This is a genomic window from Sphingomonas alpina (assembly GCF_014490665.1).
Lineage (GTDB): Bacteria > Pseudomonadota > Alphaproteobacteria > Sphingomonadales > Sphingomonadaceae > Sphingomonas > Sphingomonas alpina.
The window spans coordinates 3,024,556-3,041,387 of the sequence record NZ_CP061038.1 but is presented as its reverse complement, the minus strand read 5'-3'; the positions used below and the strand labels follow the sequence as shown (position 1 = coordinate 3,041,387).

18 protein-coding genes are annotated in these 16,832 nt (G+C 65.0%); 9 read left to right on the top strand and 9 right to left on the bottom strand.

Annotation, left to right across the window (positions count from 1 at the left end; genetic code table 11):
* The first annotated feature begins 2 nt into the window (after nucleotides 1-2).
* From H3Z74_RS14040 to H3Z74_RS14030, 3 genes are read left to right on the top strand one after another with little or no spacing between them, the layout of a single operon-like run.
* Nucleotides 3-1,409, top strand: a complete 1,407-nt coding sequence (locus tag H3Z74_RS14040; RefSeq protein WP_187760258.1) for an efflux RND transporter periplasmic adaptor subunit — start codon at nucleotides 3-5, stop codon at nucleotides 1,407-1,409.
* Nucleotides 1,399-2,124 (top strand): ABC transporter ATP-binding protein, encoded by a 726-nt coding sequence (locus H3Z74_RS14035; RefSeq protein ID WP_187764327.1) that lies wholly within the window; start codon nucleotides 1,399-1,401, stop codon nucleotides 2,122-2,124. The genes H3Z74_RS14040 and H3Z74_RS14035 overlap by 11 nt, the downstream gene beginning before the upstream one ends.
* A complete protein-coding gene (locus H3Z74_RS14030; protein WP_187760257.1) occupies nucleotides 2,124-3,332 on the top strand; it encodes an ABC transporter permease in 1,209 nt (402 codons plus the stop codon). The genes H3Z74_RS14035 and H3Z74_RS14030 overlap by 1 nt, the downstream gene beginning before the upstream one ends.
* Here H3Z74_RS14030 and H3Z74_RS14025 read toward each other — a convergent pair.
* The 5 genes from H3Z74_RS14025 to H3Z74_RS14005 are packed head-to-tail and all read right to left on the bottom strand — an operon-like array spanning nucleotide 3,301 to nucleotide 8,611.
* Nucleotides 3,301-3,909, bottom strand: coding sequence for a nucleotidyltransferase family protein (locus H3Z74_RS14025; protein ID WP_187760256.1), 609 nt, complete (start codon nucleotides 3,907-3,909; stop codon nucleotides 3,301-3,303). The two genes, H3Z74_RS14030 and H3Z74_RS14025, sit on opposite strands and share 32 nt — an antisense overlap.
* Nucleotides 3,910-3,928: 19 nt before the next feature.
* Nucleotides 3,929-4,852: an XdhC family protein gene (locus H3Z74_RS14020; protein WP_187760255.1), complete on the bottom strand. Its 924-nt coding sequence runs from the start codon at nucleotides 4,850-4,852 to the stop codon at nucleotides 3,929-3,931.
* Between the two features lie 56 nt (nucleotides 4,853-4,908).
* The gene (locus tag H3Z74_RS14015; RefSeq protein ID WP_187760254.1) at nucleotides 4,909-7,116 is read right to left on the bottom strand and encodes a xanthine dehydrogenase family protein molybdopterin-binding subunit; all 2,208 of its coding nucleotides are present in this window, start codon (nucleotides 7,114-7,116) and stop codon (nucleotides 4,909-4,911) included.
* A complete protein-coding gene (locus H3Z74_RS14010) occupies nucleotides 7,113-8,105 on the bottom strand; it encodes an FAD binding domain-containing protein (RefSeq protein ID WP_187760253.1) in 993 nt (330 codons plus the stop codon). The genes H3Z74_RS14015 and H3Z74_RS14010 overlap by 4 nt, the downstream gene beginning before the upstream one ends.
* The gene (locus H3Z74_RS14005; RefSeq protein ID WP_187760252.1) at nucleotides 8,102-8,611 is read right to left on the bottom strand and encodes a 2Fe-2S iron-sulfur cluster-binding protein; all 510 of its coding nucleotides are present in this window, start codon (nucleotides 8,609-8,611) and stop codon (nucleotides 8,102-8,104) included. The genes H3Z74_RS14010 and H3Z74_RS14005 overlap by 4 nt, the downstream gene beginning before the upstream one ends.
* 129 nt (nucleotides 8,612-8,740) lie before the next feature.
* Between H3Z74_RS14005 and H3Z74_RS14000 the strand changes: the two genes are divergently transcribed.
* From H3Z74_RS14000 to H3Z74_RS13985, 4 genes are all read left to right on the top strand, one after another.
* Nucleotides 8,741-9,787, top strand: a complete 1,047-nt coding sequence (locus H3Z74_RS14000) for a glycerophosphodiester phosphodiesterase (protein WP_390901760.1) — start codon at nucleotides 8,741-8,743, stop codon at nucleotides 9,785-9,787.
* 8 nt (nucleotides 9,788-9,795) lie between these two features.
* Entirely contained in the window at nucleotides 9,796-10,095 is a 300-nt protein-coding gene (locus tag H3Z74_RS13995) for a hypothetical protein (protein ID WP_187760251.1), read from the top strand.
* 23 nt (nucleotides 10,096-10,118) lie between these two features.
* The gene (locus tag H3Z74_RS13990) at nucleotides 10,119-10,736 is read left to right on the top strand and encodes a DUF1287 domain-containing protein (protein ID WP_187760250.1); all 618 of its coding nucleotides are present in this window, start codon (nucleotides 10,119-10,121) and stop codon (nucleotides 10,734-10,736) included.
* A gap of 98 nt (nucleotides 10,737-10,834) precedes the next feature.
* On the top strand, nucleotides 10,835-11,170 hold the full coding sequence (locus tag H3Z74_RS13985; protein WP_187760249.1) for a hypothetical protein: 336 nt from the start codon (nucleotides 10,835-10,837) through the stop codon (nucleotides 11,168-11,170).
* A 6-nt stretch (nucleotides 11,171-11,176) separates the two neighbouring features.
* On the opposite strand, the gene H3Z74_RS13980 is transcribed toward H3Z74_RS13985, so the two are convergent.
* The gene (locus tag H3Z74_RS13980; RefSeq protein ID WP_187760248.1) at nucleotides 11,177-11,896 is read right to left on the bottom strand and encodes an esterase/lipase family protein; all 720 of its coding nucleotides are present in this window, start codon (nucleotides 11,894-11,896) and stop codon (nucleotides 11,177-11,179) included.
* An 89-nt stretch (nucleotides 11,897-11,985) separates the two neighbouring features.
* On the opposite strand from H3Z74_RS13980, the gene phhA reads away from it, so the two are divergent.
* Complete coding sequence (gene phhA / locus H3Z74_RS13975; RefSeq protein WP_187760247.1) at nucleotides 11,986-12,858, top strand: phenylalanine 4-monooxygenase; 873 nt, start codon at nucleotides 11,986-11,988, stop codon at nucleotides 12,856-12,858.
* Nucleotides 12,855-13,301: a RidA family protein gene (locus H3Z74_RS13970; RefSeq protein ID WP_187760246.1), complete on the top strand. Its 447-nt coding sequence runs from the start codon at nucleotides 12,855-12,857 to the stop codon at nucleotides 13,299-13,301. Before phhA ends, H3Z74_RS13970 begins: the two co-directional genes overlap by 4 nt.
* A 369-nt stretch (nucleotides 13,302-13,670) precedes the next feature.
* Here the strand turns inward: H3Z74_RS13970 and H3Z74_RS13965 are convergent, their stop codons facing one another.
* The 3 genes from H3Z74_RS13965 to H3Z74_RS13955 form a co-directional block, all read right to left on the bottom strand.
* On the bottom strand, nucleotides 13,671-14,645 hold the full coding sequence (locus tag H3Z74_RS13965; RefSeq protein WP_187760245.1) for a 50S ribosomal protein L11 methyltransferase: 975 nt from the start codon (nucleotides 14,643-14,645) through the stop codon (nucleotides 13,671-13,673).
* Nucleotides 14,635-15,336: an SDR family NAD(P)-dependent oxidoreductase gene (locus H3Z74_RS13960; protein ID WP_187760244.1), complete on the bottom strand. Its 702-nt coding sequence runs from the start codon at nucleotides 15,334-15,336 to the stop codon at nucleotides 14,635-14,637. The genes H3Z74_RS13965 and H3Z74_RS13960 overlap by 11 nt, the downstream gene beginning before the upstream one ends.
* A gap of 122 nt (nucleotides 15,337-15,458) precedes the next feature.
* On the bottom strand, nucleotides 15,459-16,832 hold the full coding sequence (locus H3Z74_RS13955) for a methyl-accepting chemotaxis protein (RefSeq protein WP_187760243.1): 1,374 nt from the start codon (nucleotides 16,830-16,832) through the stop codon (nucleotides 15,459-15,461).

The following is a 16,832-nucleotide window of genomic DNA, read 5'->3' as shown; positions in this document are numbered from 1 at the left end:
CCATGGCCGACACCAATCTCGATGATTTTCTCGGCGTGAAGCAGCAGCCGGCGTGGCGCCGCTACCTGAAATGGGTGCTGATCGCGGTCGGCGTGGTGCTGCTCGGCTTGCTGCTCAAGAGCTGGCTGGCTGGGACGGCGCCGGTCGAATACACGACCGAGAAGGCCGCGCAGGGCTCGTTCCAGGTCACCGTCTCGGCGACCGGCAAACTTGCCCCGACCAATCAGGTCCAGGTCGGCTCGGAACTGTCGGGACTGGTCACCAAGGTGGTGGTCGACGTCAATGATCGGGTCGTGATCGGGCAGCCGCTGGCGCTGGTCGATCCCTCGCGCTTCCAGGATACGGTCAACCAGAGCAAGGCGGCGCTTGCCGCCAATGTCGCCGCCGTCGCGCAGGCCCAGGCGACGCTTGCCCAGTCGGGCGCGCAGCTCCAGCGGCTGCAGGAAGTCAGCCGGTTGTCGGGTGGCCGCGTTCCGGCCAAGACCGAGATGGAACAGGCGATCGCCGATCGCTCGCGCGCCGTGGCGAACCTCCGCGCAGCCCAGGCCAATGTGCAATCGGCCCAGGCGACCCTGTCGTCCAACGCGACTCAGCTGGTGAAGACCGTGATCCGCTCGCCGGTCAATGGCGTGGTGCTCGCGCGCCAGATCGAGCCGGGCCAGACCGTCGCCGCATCATTCAGCACGCCGACCCTGTTCGTCATTGCCGAAGATCTGTCGCAGATGAAGCTCGAGGTCGCGATCGACGAGGCTGATGTCGGATCGGTCAAGCAGGGCCAGAAGGCCAGCTTCACCGTCGATGCCTTTCCCGGGCAGACCTTTCCCGCCGACATCACGCGCGTCGATCTCGGCTCCAATCTGAGCGCGCAGACCACCACCACGACCGCCAGCACGACCACCGCACAGGTCGTCTCCTATGGCGCGACGCTCACCGTGGCGAACCCCAAGCTCGAACTCCGCCCGGGCATGACGGCGACCGCCGATATCGTGACGACGGCCAAGAGCAATGTCCTGCTCGTTCCCAATGCCGCGCTGCGCTTCAAGCCGGATACCGCCGGACCGACCGCTGCCGCCAGCGGTGGTATCGCTGGCGCGCTTGTCCCGACCCGGCCGCGCCGCGGCGGCCGTGGCGGCGGCGGGGGTGGTGAACGTACCGCGACGATCGGTCGCGGCGGGCACCAGACAGTCTATATCAAGGACACGGACGGCACACCTAAGGCGGTCGACATCACCACTGGTGAGACCAACGGCTCGGTCACCGAAGTGACTGGCGGCGACCTGAAGCCGGGCATGGAAGTGATCACCGGCCAGCTCGCATCGGGCGACAAGGCATCCTCGGGTGGCGGTCAGCGCCGACGCTCGGGCGGTGGGGGTGGCGCTGGCGGCGGCGGGCAGCGCAGTGGCCAGTAACACCGAACCGCTGATCCGGCTGCGCGGCGTCACCAAGACCTATGGCGAGGGCGCGACCGCGTTCCAGGCGCTGAAGGGCATCGACCTCGACATCCAGGCAGGCGATTTCGTCGCAGTGATGGGCGCGTCGGGATCGGGCAAGTCGACGACGATGAATATCCTTGGCTGCCTCGACGTGCCGACCGGCGGGACGTTCGAGTTTCGCGGCCATCATGTCGAAACGCTCGGTCGCGACCAGCGTGCATTGCTGCGCCGCAAATATCTCGGCTTCGTGTTCCAGGGCTTCAACCTGCTCGCGCGCACCACCGCGCTCGAGAATGTCGAGCTTCCCTTGCTCTATCGCGGTGACCCCAAGAAGCAGCGTCACGATGCGGCGATGGCCGCGCTCGACAAAGTCGGGCTGGCGCAATGGTGGGACCATACGCCGGCGGAACTGTCCGGCGGTCAGCAGCAACGTGTTGCCATCGCGCGTGCGATCGTCACTTCGCCTGATGTACTGCTCGCCGACGAGCCGACCGGCAACCTTGATTCCGAACGCTCGGTCGAGATCATGGAACTGCTCAGCGACCTCAACCGAGAGAACGGCATCACCGTGCTGATGGTCACCCACGAACCCGACATGGCCGCCTTTGCCCGCACCGTGGTGCATTTCAAGGATGGCCTGGTCGAACGCATCGAGGCGCAGCACCATCAGGGCGAGAAAGTGACGATCTGATGCTCGGCACCACCTTCCTCCTCGCGATCCGCTCGATCCTGCGCCACAAGCTGCGCTCGATCCTGACTGCACTCGGCATCATCATCGGTGTTGCGGCGGTCGTGACCATGGTCACGCTCGGCCAGGCGACGACTGCAGCGGTGCAGAAACAGATCTCCGCACTTGGCACCAACATCCTGCAAATCCGCCCCGGCCAGGGTTTTGGGCGCGGCGGCGGCGGGCCGCGGCCGCCCGATTTCAAGCAGGAGGATGTCGACGCGATCTCCCGTCAGATTGCCGGCGTCAGTGCGGTCGCGCCGCAGGCTCAGTCGACTGCCACCGCGATCTATGAAGGCGCCAACTGGTCGACCACGATCAACGGCACCACCGAAGCCTATTTCCAGGTCCAGCCCTGGCCGCTGACCGCCGGGCGCAGCTTCACCCGGGCTGAGGAGCAGGCGGGCAAGGCAGTGTGCATCATCGGCAATACCGTGCGCACCAACCTGTTCCGCGGTGGCGCCGCGGTCGGCGAGCGGATCCGTCTCGGCGGCATCTCGTGCGACGTGATCGGCATCCTTTCGACGCGCGGCCAGGCCGGCTTCGGCGGTGACCAGGACGATGTCGTGATCATGCCGATCAAGGCAGTGCAGCGCCGCTTCACCGGGAACCGCGATATCCGGCTGATGCTGGTCGGGGTCGATCAGGCCTATTCGAGTGCAGTGGTGCAGTCCTCGATCACGGATCTGCTGCGCGAACGGCGCAACATCACCGGCAGCAAGGATGACGACTTCAACATCTTCGACACCAAGCAGATTTCCGACACGCTGACCGGCACCACGACCTTGCTGACCAGCATCGTGACCGCAGTCGCGGCGATCAGCCTGATCGTCGGCGGTATCGGCATCATGAACATCATGCTGGTGTCGGTGACCGAGCGGACGCGCGAGATCGGCATCCGTCTCGCCATCGGTGCGGTGGCGAACGAGGTGCTGCTGCAATTCCTGGTCGAGGCGGTCGCGCTATCGATGCTCGGCGGCGTGATCGGGCTGGTCATCGCGCAGATCGCGGTGGTCTCGCTCGCGCCGGTGATGAAGGTCGACTATATCTTCGTGCCGCAGATCAACCTGATCGCTTTCGGCATTTCGGCGGTGATCGGCGTGGTGTTCGGCTATTTCCCGGCGCGGCGTGCGGCGAGCCTCAATCCGATTGATGCGCTCCGTCACGAATAGGGCGGACGAGCGCTCGCAGCCGTTCCAGGTCTTCGGGCGTGTCGATATCGATCAGCTCGTTGACCGGCGCGACGACATGCTTGCCGGCGCGGACCATCTCGCGCGCGCCGTAATCGCCCTGCAGCGCCAGCAGTGCCTCGCACTGGTCGATGCCGAACACCGCCGGCGGGCGCGGATGCCGACCGTCGCTCGATGCGACCACCGAGTCGGGACCATCGGCCGTATCGAGCAGGCTATGGATCAGGGAGGCTGTGACGCGCGGCATGTCGGCCAGCGCGAACAGCACGGCATCGGGATCAAGCTCGCGCGCCGCAGCGACGCCGAGGCGGATCGAACTCGACAAATTGCCCTTCGGCGTATCGTTGGGGACGACGCGATAGCCCCGCGCGGCGAAGTCGAGCCGGGTGTTGCTGGTAACCGCAATGCGGCCAAGAAACGGCACGCCCTCCAGTGCGGTCACGACATGAAAGGCCAGCGGCTTATGCAGGAACTCCTGCTCCAGCTTGTCCGTGTCGCCGAACCGTATCGACCGGCCGGCAGCGAGCAGGATCAGGACAGTGCGGTCGACGCGGATCATCAAGCTCTCCTATCGGGGGTCAACGCCGCGGTGCGTTGAAGGCTCCGACCATCGCGGCGGCGATCGACAGCGCGATCTCGGCCGGTCCGATCGCGCCGATATCCAGCCCGACCGGCGCATCGATGCGGTCGAGGTCCGCATCGCTCAACCCAGCAATCGCCAGCCGTTCGCGCCGTGCCGCATGGCTGCGTCGCGACCCGAGCGCGCCGACATAGGCGGCCCTGGTCGCCAGCGCCGCGGTCAGCGCCGGGTCGTCGATCTTGGTGTCATGGCTGAGCGTCACCACCGCGGTCGATGGTCCAGGCGCATAGGCGGCCACCGCCTCGTCCGGCCAGCGATCGTCGAGTATGACGCCCGGGAAACGCTCCGCGGTCAGGAAGCGGGCGCGCGGGTCGATCACCACCGTTTCGATGCCGAGTTCGCGCGCAAGACCGGCCAGCGCCTGGGCGATCTGCACCGCCCCGACAATCAGCAGGCGGCGCGGCGGATCGTAACGATTGACGAACGCCGCGCCCTCGATCTCACGCAACGAACTCGTTCCACTGTCGAGATCGGTGGCGACGTTGAGTGCCTGGCCCGCGTCGCGCGCTTCGGCGATGCGGTCGAACAGCTCCGGGTCGAACCCCGCGGCCGACACCGGCTGCACCATCACCGCGATCTGGCCGCCGCACGGCAGGCCGACTTCCCATGCGGCCGCATCCTCGACGCCGTATTGCTTCACCACGAACGGCGCGCCCGCGATCACATCGGCGGCGGTGGCGAGGATATCGCTCTCGACACAGCCACCCGACACCGAACCCTCGAACCGACCATCGGCATGGACGAGCATATGGCTGCCTTTGGGGCGCGGTGCCGAGCCCCAGGTCGAGACCACCGTGGCAAGCGCCATCGGCGCGCCTTTCCAGGCGGTAGCGGCGGCAAGGACGGTATCGTTATCGGCCATCAATCACTCGTTTCTGTTGCGCGCATGCCGTTGTTTGTGGGTGAGCGAGCAATGATTCAAACCGGCGGCAATCCGGCTAATATCTTGTCCAATGTCATCGGAAACTCACGCACGCGAACACCACAGGCATTGTAGATCGCATTGGTCACCGCCGCGCCTGCGCCGGAGATGGTCAGCTCGCCCAGTCCCTTCACGCCGATCGGATTGGCATGATGGTCGATGTCTTCGATGAAATGCACATCGAGATGGGGTACGTCGGCATGTACCGGCACATGATATTCGCCAAGGTCGTGGTTGACGAACTGGCCATGCCGCTTGTCGAGCACGGCATGCTCCATCAGCGCATAGCCGATGCCCCAGATCATCCCGCCGATCGCCTGGCTGCGCGCGGTCTTGGCGTTGAGGATACGGCCGGCCTCGAACACGCCGAGCATGCGCCGCACGCGGACTTCGCCGGTCACCGCATTGACCCCGACCTCGGCGAACTGCGCCCCATGCGCGGCCTGGCTGAATGTGCGCGCATTGCTGCCCTGGCTGATCTTGCCGATGGCAATGATCGGGGCGTCGCCGACCAGTTCTTCCAGTGGTACGCGGCGATTGCCGGCGATGGCATGGCCATCCTTCAGCGTCATGTCCTCAGGCCTGGCCTTCATGCGGCTGGCGAGTTCGGCAACAATGTCCTCGCACGCCAGCGCGACCGACGATCCGGCACTTGCCGCACCGAACGATCCGCCCGACCCGGAGCCCGGCGGCAAGTCCGTGTCGCCGAGCCGGACATCGACACAATGCATCGGCAGGCCCAGTGATTCACCGGCAATCTGCGACAGGATCGTGTAGGTGCCCGTGCCGATATCGGTCATGTCGGTCTCGACCGTCGCGCGGCCATTGGTGCCGAGCGTGACGCGGGCTTCGGAATCGACCAGCAGGTTGATGCGCACAGCCGCCGCCACGCCCATGCCGACCAGCCATTCGCCGTCGCGCACCGACCCCGGTATCGCTTCGCGCCGCGCCCAGCCGAAGCGCCTCGCGCCCTCGTCGAGACACTCGACCAGCCGCCGTGTCGAATAGGGCGCGCCGGTGGTCGGATCGACCTCGGGCTCGTTGAGTTTGCGGAAGTCGATTGGATCGCGGCCGAGCTGCTCCGCCATCTCGTCGATCGCGGTTTCCAGCGCGAGCATGCCGACGGCTTCGCCTGGCGCGCGCACCGCGCCGGCCTGGACCATGTCGAGCGTCACGATCTTGTGACTGAAGTGCCGTACCGCCGCCGCGTAAAGCGCGATCGTGCCGAGTGCGACCGGCTCCATGAAGCCGCCATCCGGTCCCTGGCTGACCACGCTGTCGTGGCCGATCGCGGTGAGGCGGCCATCGGCATTGGCGGCAAGACGGATGCGCTGATGCGTGTCCGTGCGCCGATAGACGTTGTGGAACAGTTGCGCGCGCGCCATCGCGATCTTGACCGGCCGGTCGAGCCGCTGCGACGCGATCGCCGCCATCACAGCCTCCGGACCCAGCAGCTTGCCGCCGAATCCGCCGCCGATATAGGGCGAGACGATCCGCACCGCCGTCGCATCGATGCCCAGCGACCGGGCAAGAACCGCTTTTGCGACATTGAGGATCTGCAGGCTCGAATAGAGCGTCAGCTTGCCGTCGTCCCAGGTTGCGATCGATGCATGCGGCTCCATCGCGGCATGGACCTGGTTGGGCGTGGTGTAGACCTGATCCACTGTGACGTCGGCGGTGGTCATGGCGGCATCGATGTCACCCTTGGCCACATCCTGCAGGCGCGAGCTCTTTGGCGGACCGCTTGCGTTGGCGATATCGGCCATCATGTCGAACCGGCCTTGCTCGGCCACGATGTCGACGCGCACCGCACGGGCGGCGGCGCGAGCGGCTTCGAAACTCGTCGCGATCGCTGCGCCGAGCACCTGGTCGAAATGATCGATTGCGGCATTGCCGTTCGCTGCCGGTCCGAAGCTGGCGGCCTGGCGTGGGATGCGGGGGTCATCGACGATGATGTCGAGGACGCCGGGCATGGCGCGCGCTGCATCGGTGTCGAAGCCGATGACCTTGCCCTTGGCGACCGGCGTGGTGATCAGATAGCCATAAGCGACTTCGGTGCCCAGTTGATGCTCATAGCCATAGGTCGCGGCGCCCATCACCTTGAGCACGCCCTCGACGCGGTTAAGACCCTTGCCGAGCACGCCCTGAACCCCGCGGTCCATCGCCAGGCCGGCATGATCGGCATCCATCCTGAATTCGGTCATCGCGCTGCTCCGGGGCCATCCGTGAGATCGCGCAGGCAGGCGATCAGCAGGCGACGAGTGAGGGGAATCTTGAAATCATTCGATCCGAAACCTCTCGCATCGGTGAGCAACGCAGCTGCAGCCGCCTCGAATGCCGCCGTGGAAGGAGGCTCGCCGACCAGCGCGGCTTCAACCGCAGCGTCGCGCCACGGCATCGGCCCAAGCCCGCCAAAGGCGAGCGCGGCCGAGGCGATCCTGCCGTTCTCGACCGATACCACGCCAGCCACCGACACCAGCGCAAAAGCATAGGATGCCCGGTCGCGCACTTTGCGATAAAGCTGCGCGCCCTTGGGTGGCGGCGGCAGCTCGACATGAGTGATCAGCTCGCCCGGCTCGAGCAGCGTCTCGATCTGCGGCGTGTCGCCCGGCAGCCGATACAGGTCGCCGATCGCGATGCGGCGGCGGTCCCCATCCGGTTTCAATGTGACGATCATCGCGTCGAGCGCGCGCATCGCCACCGCCATGTCGCTTGGATGAGTCGCGATGCACTGGTCGCTCGTGCCGAGGATCGCGAGAATCCGGTTGAAGCCGCCGATCGCCGAACAGCCCGAACCCGGCGCGCGCTTGTTGCACGCCATTGCCGTATCGTAGAAATAGGAACAGCGCGTCCGCTGCAGCAGATTGCCGCCGGTCGTCGCCTTGTTGCGCAACTGTCCCGACGCTCCGGCGAGCAAGGCGCGGCTCAGCACCGGATAGCCCTGGATGATGCGCCGGTCCGCGGCGAGATCGCTGTTCGGCACCAGCGCGCCGATCGACAGGCCGCCATCGGCCGTCTCCGCGATGCCGGCCAGGTCGAGCCGCGAGATGTCGACCAGCCGCTCGGGCGTCTCGATCTGAAGCTTCATCAGGTCGAGCAAATTGGTCCCGCCCGCGATGAACCGAGCGCCGGTGGCGAAGGCGGCGACTGCCGCTTCGGGGCTATCTGCGCGTGAATAATCGAACGTCTTCATGCGCCGGCCTTCGCAACGTCGCGGATCGCATCGACGATATTGGGATAGGCGGAACAGCGGCACAGATTGCCGCTCATCCGTTCCGATATCTCGGCATCGGTCAGCGCGATATCGGTCAGGTCGCCGCTGACATGGCCGGTGACATGGCTGGGCCAGCCCATTTTGACCTCGTCGAGCATCGCCACCGCGGAACAGATCTGCCCCGGCGTGCAATAGCCGCACTGGAAACCGTCATGCTGCACAAAAGCGGCCTGCATCGGATGCAGGTCATCCGCGCTGCCCAGCCCTTCTATCGTCAATATGTCATCATCCTGATGCATGACCGCCAGCGTGAGACAGGAATTGATCCGCCGGCCGTTGACGATCACCGTGCACGCCCCGCACTGGCCATGGTCGCAGCCCTTTTTGGTGCCGGTCAGGCCGAGATGTTCGCGCAACAGGTCGAGCAGCGAGGCCCGGATATCGGGCTCGGCTTCACGCGCCTTGCCATTGATGGTGAAGTGCATGGGAATCGCGCCCTGTTGGAAGCTGGGTTGGAAATTTGGGTAACGCCGTTGATGAAATCGGTATCCGATATGGGAAGCGCAATGACATTATTTACCACCGCCGCAGTTACTCGTTTCGTCGCGTCCGCGATGGTCGTGCTGGCCATGGGCGTCACGACGATGCAGGATAAGGCCATGGCCAAGGATCGCAGCGCGCCCATCGTCATCGCACATCGCGGCGCGAGCGGGTTGCGTCCCGAGCACACGATCGCTTCCTACACGCTGGCGATCGCGCAGGGCGCGGATTTCATTGAGCCCGACCTGGTGCTGACCAGGGACAATGTCTTTGTCGCCCGGCATGAGAATGACATTACCGGCACGACCGATGTCGCGGCGCATCCCGAATTCGTCGATCGCAAGAGGACCAAGGTGATCGACGGCGAAAGCCATAGCGGGTGGTTCACCGAAGATTTCACGCTCGCCGAGCTGAAGACATTGCGGGCAAAGGAGCGGCTGCCGCAGCTGCGCCCGGATAATGCCAAATTTGATGGTCAGTTCGAGGTTCCGACTCTGGCCGAGATCATCGCGCTGGCCAAGGCGCAGTCAAAGACCAGCGGCCGGACGATCGGCATTTATCCCGAAACCAAGCATCCAAGCTATTTCGCATCGATCGGCCTGCCGATGGAGGAAAAGCTCGCCGCCGAGCTGAAGGCGGCCGGCTGGAGCAGCGCCGATGCGCCGGTGTTCATTCAGTCGTTCGAAGTCGACAATCTCAAGCGGCTGCACAAACTGACCGGCATCCGGCTGATCCAACTGATGGAGGCCGCCGGCGGCCCGGTCGACAAGGCGGTGGCGAGCTATGCGGAAATGGCGACGCCGGCCGGGCTGAAAGCGGTTGCTGCCTATGCCTATGGCATCGGTCCGTCCAAGGCGATGATCCGCAACGGCGACGCCGCGCCCAGCAGTTTGATCGCGGATGCGCATCGGGCGGGGCTGCGTGTCCATCCCTGGACCTTCCGTGCGGAGAATTTCTTCCTGCCACCGAGCCTGAAGGACGGTGTCAATCCTGTAACACATGGCCGTCTTTCGGACGAAATCGCGGTATATATCAAGGATGGTGTCGACGGGTTCTTCACGGATTTCCCGCAAATCGGCGCCGAAACGCGCGATGCGAGCAAGCATCCGCGTCAACCATGAGGCAGACAATGCGCAAGCTGATGATCGCATCCATCGCCCTGCTTCCGCTCCTTTCGGGCGGGTGCGTCCGCACTGTGGCGAGCGTCGTCACCGCGCCGGTCAAGGTCGCGGGCAAAGCGGTCGACTGGTCGACCACCAGCCAGAGCGAAGCCGACCGCAATTATGGTCGCAAGATGCGCAAGCAGGAAGAACGCGAAGGCCGCGAGCGGCAAAAGGCGGAGAAGGCGTGCCGCAAGGATCCGAATGCGTGCCAGCCTTATGATGGCTATCGTGCCGGAGAGTCGCCGCGTGACGACGAACCGCGCTGACTCGACCGACCTTTCCCCGCGCGATGATTGAGCTCGATCGCCGCGTCGTGCTGCTGGGCCTGTCGGCCTGTGCTGCATGGCCGCTTCAGGCGCAGGCACAGGCGCAGGCGGCGCGCAGGGCTGCAGCGACGCTGATCGGCGCGGCGCGGCGTCAGGTCGGCGTCACGCTGGCCTATGACCCCGCCTATACCGCGTTGGCGTTTCCCAATGGCGACGTGTCGCGCGCGAAGGGCGTCTGCACCGACGTGCTGATCCGCGCCTATCGCGACGCTTTCGGTATCGACCTGCAGGCGCTGGTCAATGCCGATATGCGCGCGCATTTCAGCGCTTATCCGAAACGCTGGGGCCTGCGCGGGCCGGATCGCAACATCGACCATCGCCGGGTGCCCAATCTGCAGATCTTCATGGCGCGCAAGGGCGCACAGCTGCCGCTGGCCGCCACCTCGGCCGGCTGGCGTCCGGGCGACATCTTCACCAGTCTCATCGGCGACCGGCTGCCGCATATCGGCATCGTCTCCGACCGGCGCGGACCGAGCGGCAATTGGGCAGTGATTCACAATATCGGCGGCGGTGCGCGCGAGGAAGATGGGTTGCTCGCGCACAAGCTGACCGGGCGCTACCGGCTGATGCTCGACGGCTGAGCATTGTCGCGCGGTAGGCGACGCCGTCATTCAGGTGCTGGATTCAACCATTTTGTTCTGCTATTGTTCTGGTCATCGGATCAGGTGGAGCAGGGATTATGGCGCATGATGCTGCGGCATTTGAAGGCGATTGGCGGCTTGTGGAAGAAGACGAGCCAGTGGATCAGGCGGACGATCAGCATTGGACGCTACGCGCGGGCAAGGTCTTCCGACGCGCCTTGCCGGCCGGTACTTATGAAGTGGTTTGCGGGGAGCTCGTACTGACCATGGCGGCCGCAGCACCGCATGTGGCACGCTTCCGTATTCCGGACGGGCTGCCTGCCCGAAACGACAACTCGACCAATCCGCTGGCGCGGCCGAGCCAGTTGTCGGGATATATCAGCTACCCGGCAATCGACTTCACCGTGAAATGCGTGCTGATGCGCGCGGCCTAGACAGTCTCATTTTGCGCCGCCCAGCACATCGGCGATCAGGCGCAGGACTTCGGGGCGCAGTTGCACCCCCAGATGGCTCGCGCGGATCTCGATGTTGCGACACTGCGGGTCGTTGTCGATATGGCAGATCATGCCGTTGACCAGTCCGTCGCTGCGGCTCCAGATCGCGGTCGAAGGGACGGGCAGGGGCTGTACCACCTCGGCGGCCTGTTTTGCGACCCGCTCGCTGTCGATGCGGTCGCCGGTCAGCAGCTCGAAGGCGAGCCAGACATTGGTGGCGCGGGGCGAGCCGGCAAAGGGCGCGCTGATCGTGATCACTTCGCGCACCAGGCCGGGTAGCCGGTGCGCCGCGAATCGCGACATGACGCCGCCCAGGCTGATCCCGATCAGCGTGACCGGTTCGCCGGTTTCGGCGTGGAGCGCGCGGATGCGCTCAAGCAGCTTCTCGCCATCTGCCCCGACCGCTCGCGCGCCGATATTGCGGCCCAGACCCCAGCGTTCGGCGCGGTAGCCGAGGCGATTGAGATAGCGTCGCATGACGAAATTGGAGCGATCGGAATTGAACAGCCCGGGCAGTAGCAGCACTGGCCGGCCGTCCCCCCTCGGTGCCTCATCGAGCATCCGCCCGGATCGGAGCAGCGAGATGACGGCCCAGGCTGCGCGCGGCACTTCTGCCGCCCAGAGCAATTTCGACGGCGGGCCGGGAGTGACCCCGCGATCGCTCATCGCACCATCCACCGGGTAAAAATCTTCGTCCAGCGTATTGGCATGCGCACCCATTTCCTGCGGCGTTCGGGCTGTGATAAGCGATTTGCATGACAGAGGATACGCATGTGCTGGACGCGCCGCCCGAAGGCGCGGCAGGCGACTGGACGATACCACAGGACTGGGCGCACTACTCTGCGGAGGAACATGCGACCTGGGATATCTTGTTCGAACGGCAGGCGAAATTGCTGCCGGGACGGGCGTCCAACGCCTATCTGCGCGGGCTGGATGTGCTCAAATTGTCCAAGCCCGGCATTCCCGATTTCGAGGAATTGTCCGAACGGCTGATGAAGCTGACCGGGTGGCAGGTGATTGCCGTGCCCGGACTGGTGCCCGATGATGTGTTCTTCGATCACATGGCGAACCGCCGGTTCGTTGCAGGCAATTTCATCCGCCGGCCCGACCAGCTCGATTATCTGCAGGAGCCCGATGTCTTCCACGACGTGTTCGGTCATGTGCCGATGCTCGCCGACCCGGTGTTTGCCGATTATCTTGAGGCCTATGGCCAGGGCGGGCAGCGCGCGCTGGGGCTCGATGCACTCAAATATCTCGGGCGGCTTTATTGGTACACGGTCGAATTCGGCCTGATCGCCGAGCCCGAGGGCCTGCGCATCTATGGGTCGGGCATCGTGTCGAGCTTTGCCGAAAGCCGCTTCGCGCTCGATGATCCGAGCCCCAACCGGATCGCCTTCGATCTCGCCCGAGTGATGCGGACCGAATATCGGATCGACGATTTCCAGCAGAATTACTTCGTCATCCCCAGCTTCGATGAACTGCTTCGGCTAACCGTGGAAACGGACTTCGCGCCGCTCTATGAAACGCTCAAGGCGCTGCCGGATATTCCGGTCGCGGCGATCGATCCCGCGGATGTGGTGATCACGCACGGCACGCAGGACTATGCCAACGCAAAGGCAGCCGCATGAAGCGAGCTATCCTCCTGGCCTGTGCACTGGCCATCCCGGCCGCTGCATCCGCACAGGAAATGTCCAACCCCTCGACCGTAGCACCGCCAATCGGGCGCTATTCGCATCTGGCGGTGGTGCCGTCCGGGCCGGACATGCTCTATGTCGCCGGACAGGTCGGCAACGCTCCCGATGGCAGCATCCCCGCCGATGCCGAGGCGCAATATGAACGCGCGCTGCGCAATGTCGTCGCGATCCTGGCGAGCCAGGGGGCGACCCCGCACAATCTGGTCAAGCTCAATGTCTATCTGGTCAAGCCGATCGCCTATGAACGCTCGGCAGCGATTCGCGCCGCGGTGCTCGGCGATGCGGTACCGCCATCGACGCTGGTTTATGTCGTCCGGCTCGCCCGACCGGACTTGCTCGTCGAGGTCGACGCGATCGCAGTGAGGCCTGAGCGCTAGATTTGAGCTGATCCGCCGAGTGGCGATTCAACAAAGCTGCGGGATGCGGCAATGTGACGGTCGGACGAGAGTCGTTCAGGTGCCCTTGTCCCGCTCTTTCTCATGGCCGCCCGTTCTTTCACATGGATGCGAAGCGTCTGACGCAAGCTCCTGTTTCGATCAAAACGGCTCCTGTTATGGCTCCTGTTCCGTCCTGTTTTTCAATAACAGGAGCGGCCCCATCAAGCTGTTGAAAACAATCCGATAATCGGGCTTTCGACTCAGCAGTAACAGGAGCAAAAAAATAGTGCCGAAAAACAGGAGATAACAGGACGTAACAGGGGCCGGACACCGACGGCTTTGGTCGAAAACACGCTAAGGTTCGTCAGGCTACCAATTGCCGAACCCGGGCGTTTCGCCCGCGCCGCCGGGGCCGAGCCGCGTGACGCGATCATGGCCGTGGCGTACCCGCTTGCGTAGGCGCAGCGCCGGCCAGTCGCCGGTGTCGATCCGGCCCGCAAGCCTTAATCCTTGTCGGCGATAGGCGCGCAGCACGGCATCGGCCTGGTTCTTGAGCAAGCCCGCCAGAACCAGCGTGCCACCCTCCGCCAGCGCCATGCCGATGCTCGGAGCGAGCGCGATCAGCGGGCCGGCCAGGATATTGGCGACGATCAGGTCATAGGGCGCCCGGCCGATCAGCAATGGATGTTCGAGCCCCGGCGCGACGGCGAGCGCGAGCTCGCGAGGACCGTTTCCGAGCGCTATTCCATTGAGCCCGGCATTCTCCGCCGTCACATCGATCGACGCAGCGTCGATATCCGACGCGGTGGCATAAGCGCCGGGCCACAGATGCATCGCGGCGAAGGCCAGCAATCCGGTGCCGGTGCCGATATCGACCAGGTTGCGCGCGCGTTCGCCCCGCACGCGCATCGCATCGAGCGTCAACAGGCAGCCAGTGGTCGTCTCGTGCTGGCCGGTACCGAAGGCGCGACTCGCTTCGATGCGGAAGGGGCGCGCGCCGGCCGGAATAGCGCCCTTGTTGGCGTCGGTGTGGACGTAGAAGCGGCCGGCATGAACCGGTTCGATACCCGACTGGCTGAGCGTGATCCAATCGGCATCGGGCACGCGCTCGGCGGTCGTCTTGGTCTTGGCCGAACTTGGCGCTAGCGCACGCACCGCGGCGATCGCGGCCTTGTCCGGCCTGCCCTCGAAATAGGCGTCCAGCCGCCAGCGCAGCGGGTCGTCGGCGACTTCCTCACTGGTCATCAGCACCGGTGCCGGATCGATGCCGAAATCGTCGGCCGCGTCGATCGCCTCGGCCTCCGCGCGGGTACAGGGCAGGGTGAGTTTCCAGCTATCGGACATAGCTTGCCCCGTTCACGTCGAGGACCGATCCTGTCATCGACGCGGGCGCTTCAAGCGCGAGGAATTTCGCTGCCGCTGCGACCTCGTCGGGCTCCGCGACACGGCCGAGCGGGATGTCGGCGAGCAGCTTCTCCCCGCCCCGGCTCGACAGATAGTCGCCGGCCATGCCGGTCATGGTGAAGCCCGGGCACACCGCAAAGGCGAGAATACCCTGCGCTGCATAGCCGCGCGCGATCGATTTGGTCATCGCCACCATGCCTGCCTTGGATGCGGCATAGTGCCAATGCTCGGGCGAATCCCCGCGATAGGCGGCGCGGCTGGCGATGTTGACGATTCGCCCGTCGGACCTGCGCTCCTGCCAGTGAAGGATGGCGAGGCGGCACAGCTCGGCCGAGGCGGTGAGGTTGACGCGCATCGTCCGCTCCCAGTCTGCGGTCCATTCCTCATCCGGGCGATCGATCGGATTGGCTTCGAAGATGCCGGCATTGTTGATCAGGACGTCGATGCGACCGTCGAGCCGGTCGAGCGCAGCCGCCCAGAGCTGGTGCGGTGCTGCGGGATCGGCGAAATCCGCCGGAATGCCGCTGGCGGTGCCATGGCCGATCAGGTTGATATCCGGGCCGGTCAGCGCAGTCGCGATGGCCGCACCGATTCCCCGGCTGCTGCCGGTGAGGAGGATGTTGGTGGTCATCCGGGCGACATAGCCGTGCAGGCCATGGACGTCACCCCGGGACGCGATTCCTGCTCGTCACCGCTTTCCCCGGCAAAGGCCGGGGAAGCGCTCATTTCGAGTCGGTGCGTCGATCGCCTATCCTAGGCCGCGACGCTGGCGGAAAAGCTGTCCGCCGCGCCGCGCAGGGTCTCGAGGCGTTCATTGACCTCACTGAAGTCGCGTTCGAGCGTGTCGATCTCGCTGGCGACATTTTCGGTGTCTTCGCGGATCATGGCGATGGTGTTGGACATGGAATCCGCGGCGAGCGCGGTTTCATCGACCGCCGCAGTGATCGCGGTGACGGTCTGCGCCTGTGCTTCCATCGCGAAGCGGATGCGGTTGGCGCTTTCCTGCACTTCGGCGACAGTCGCCTTGATCGAGGCGTTGGTGTCGACCGTTGTGCGGGTGGCCGACTGGATCGCGGCGATCTTGGCGGCGATATCGTCGGTGGCGCGGGCGGTCTGGCTCGCCAGCGATTTCACTTCCTGCGCAACGACTGCGAAACCGCGACCGGCATCGCCGGCACGCGCCGCCTCGATCGTCGCGTTCAGGGCGAGCAAATTGGTCTGGCCGGCAATGTCGCGGATCAGGCCGAGGATCGATTCAATCGACTTGGCGTGATCGGACAGGGTTTCCGACATGCCGACCGCATCGCTGGCCTGGGTCGACGCGCGGGCCGCGATATCGGTGGCGGCCTCGACTTCGCGGCGCGCGTCTTCGATCGCCCGGATCAGGCCGGCGGCGGTCTGTGCCGCTTCTCTCATCGCGACTGCCGACTGTTCGGCAGCGGAAGCGACCTCGGAAGTCTTGCCGAGCATGCCACGCGCAGAGGAGGATGCGCCCTTGGCCTGAACGCGGATGCGTGTGCCGAGCGTCGCGGTGCCGGCGATCGACTGGCCGATGCTTTCGCTGAACTGGGCAGATCGTTCGCGGCGTTCGTCGCGTGCGCGTTCCGCGTCGCGCGAGCCGAGATGCGTCGTCATCACATCGGCTTCCACCAGCGCGAGGCGCTGGATGATGTCGGCGAGATGTTGTGCGCGTGCCGTGTCGCCGTTCAGTCGTTCGGCGATGATGCCCAGCGTCTGGCTGTGCGCAAAGCTGAGCGATGACAGCAGGGCGGGCAAGGGTACATTGGATTCATAGGATTCGCTGGCATGGCCGAAGGCGAGCGTCATCCATTGTTCGCCGAACGGGTCGGCATATTTGATCTTGGTATAGCGCGTGCTTCGCGCAATGCGCTTGGCCAGCAGATCGCCCGACAGATATGGCCTGATATGCGCTGTCGAAGGCAGCGACATGTAGTGGCTCCAAAAGGCGCGCGCGATCTTCTCTTCCGACCCCGCGATCAGGGTCGAGATTTCCGCGCTGGCGGCGGCGATCGCCTTGTCCCAGTCATAATCGCCGACGCGCTCGGCCGCACTGCGCGCGCCGCCGCTCCAGCCGCCTAAAGTCGCGCCGTTTGCTTGTACCACCAC

Excerpts from the sequence above, each read along its gene's own strand:
- H3Z74_RS13970 (WP_187760246.1), top strand. The coding sequence starts at position 12,855 with ATGAAGCGAGCTATCCTCCTGGCCTGTGCACTGGCCATCCCGGCCGCT.
- H3Z74_RS13980 (WP_187760248.1), bottom strand. The coding sequence starts at position 11,896 with ATGAGCGATCGCGGGGTCACTCCCGGCCCGCCGTCGAAATTGCTCTGG.
- H3Z74_RS13965 (WP_187760245.1), bottom strand. The coding sequence starts at position 14,645 with ATGTCCGATAGCTGGAAACTCACCCTGCCCTGTACCCGCGCGGAGGCC.
- H3Z74_RS13960 (WP_187760244.1), bottom strand. The coding sequence starts at position 15,336 with ATGACCACCAACATCCTCCTCACCGGCAGCAGCCGGGGAATCGGTGCG.
- H3Z74_RS14005 (WP_187760252.1), bottom strand. The coding sequence starts at position 8,611 with ATGCACTTCACCATCAATGGCAAGGCGCGTGAAGCCGAGCCCGATATC.
- H3Z74_RS14040 (WP_187760258.1), top strand. The coding sequence starts at position 3 with ATGGCCGACACCAATCTCGATGATTTTCTCGGCGTGAAGCAGCAGCCG.
- H3Z74_RS14030 (WP_187760257.1), top strand. The coding sequence starts at position 2,124 with ATGCTCGGCACCACCTTCCTCCTCGCGATCCGCTCGATCCTGCGCCAC.
- H3Z74_RS13990 (WP_187760250.1), top strand. The coding sequence starts at position 10,119 with ATGATTGAGCTCGATCGCCGCGTCGTGCTGCTGGGCCTGTCGGCCTGT.
- H3Z74_RS14010 (WP_187760253.1), bottom strand. The coding sequence starts at position 8,105 with ATGAAGACGTTCGATTATTCACGCGCAGATAGCCCCGAAGCGGCAGTC.
- H3Z74_RS14025 (WP_187760256.1), bottom strand. The coding sequence starts at position 3,909 with ATGATCCGCGTCGACCGCACTGTCCTGATCCTGCTCGCTGCCGGCCGG.
- H3Z74_RS14000 (WP_390901760.1), top strand. The coding sequence starts at position 8,741 with ATGGTCGTGCTGGCCATGGGCGTCACGACGATGCAGGATAAGGCCATG.
- H3Z74_RS14015 (WP_187760254.1), bottom strand. The coding sequence starts at position 7,116 with ATGACCGAATTCAGGATGGATGCCGATCATGCCGGCCTGGCGATGGAC.
- H3Z74_RS14020 (WP_187760255.1), bottom strand. The coding sequence starts at position 4,852 with ATGGCCGATAACGATACCGTCCTTGCCGCCGCTACCGCCTGGAAAGGC.
- H3Z74_RS13985 (WP_187760249.1), top strand. The coding sequence starts at position 10,835 with ATGGCGCATGATGCTGCGGCATTTGAAGGCGATTGGCGGCTTGTGGAA.
- phhA (WP_187760247.1), top strand. The coding sequence starts at position 11,986 with ATGACAGAGGATACGCATGTGCTGGACGCGCCGCCCGAAGGCGCGGCA.
- H3Z74_RS13995 (WP_187760251.1), top strand. The coding sequence starts at position 9,796 with ATGCGCAAGCTGATGATCGCATCCATCGCCCTGCTTCCGCTCCTTTCG.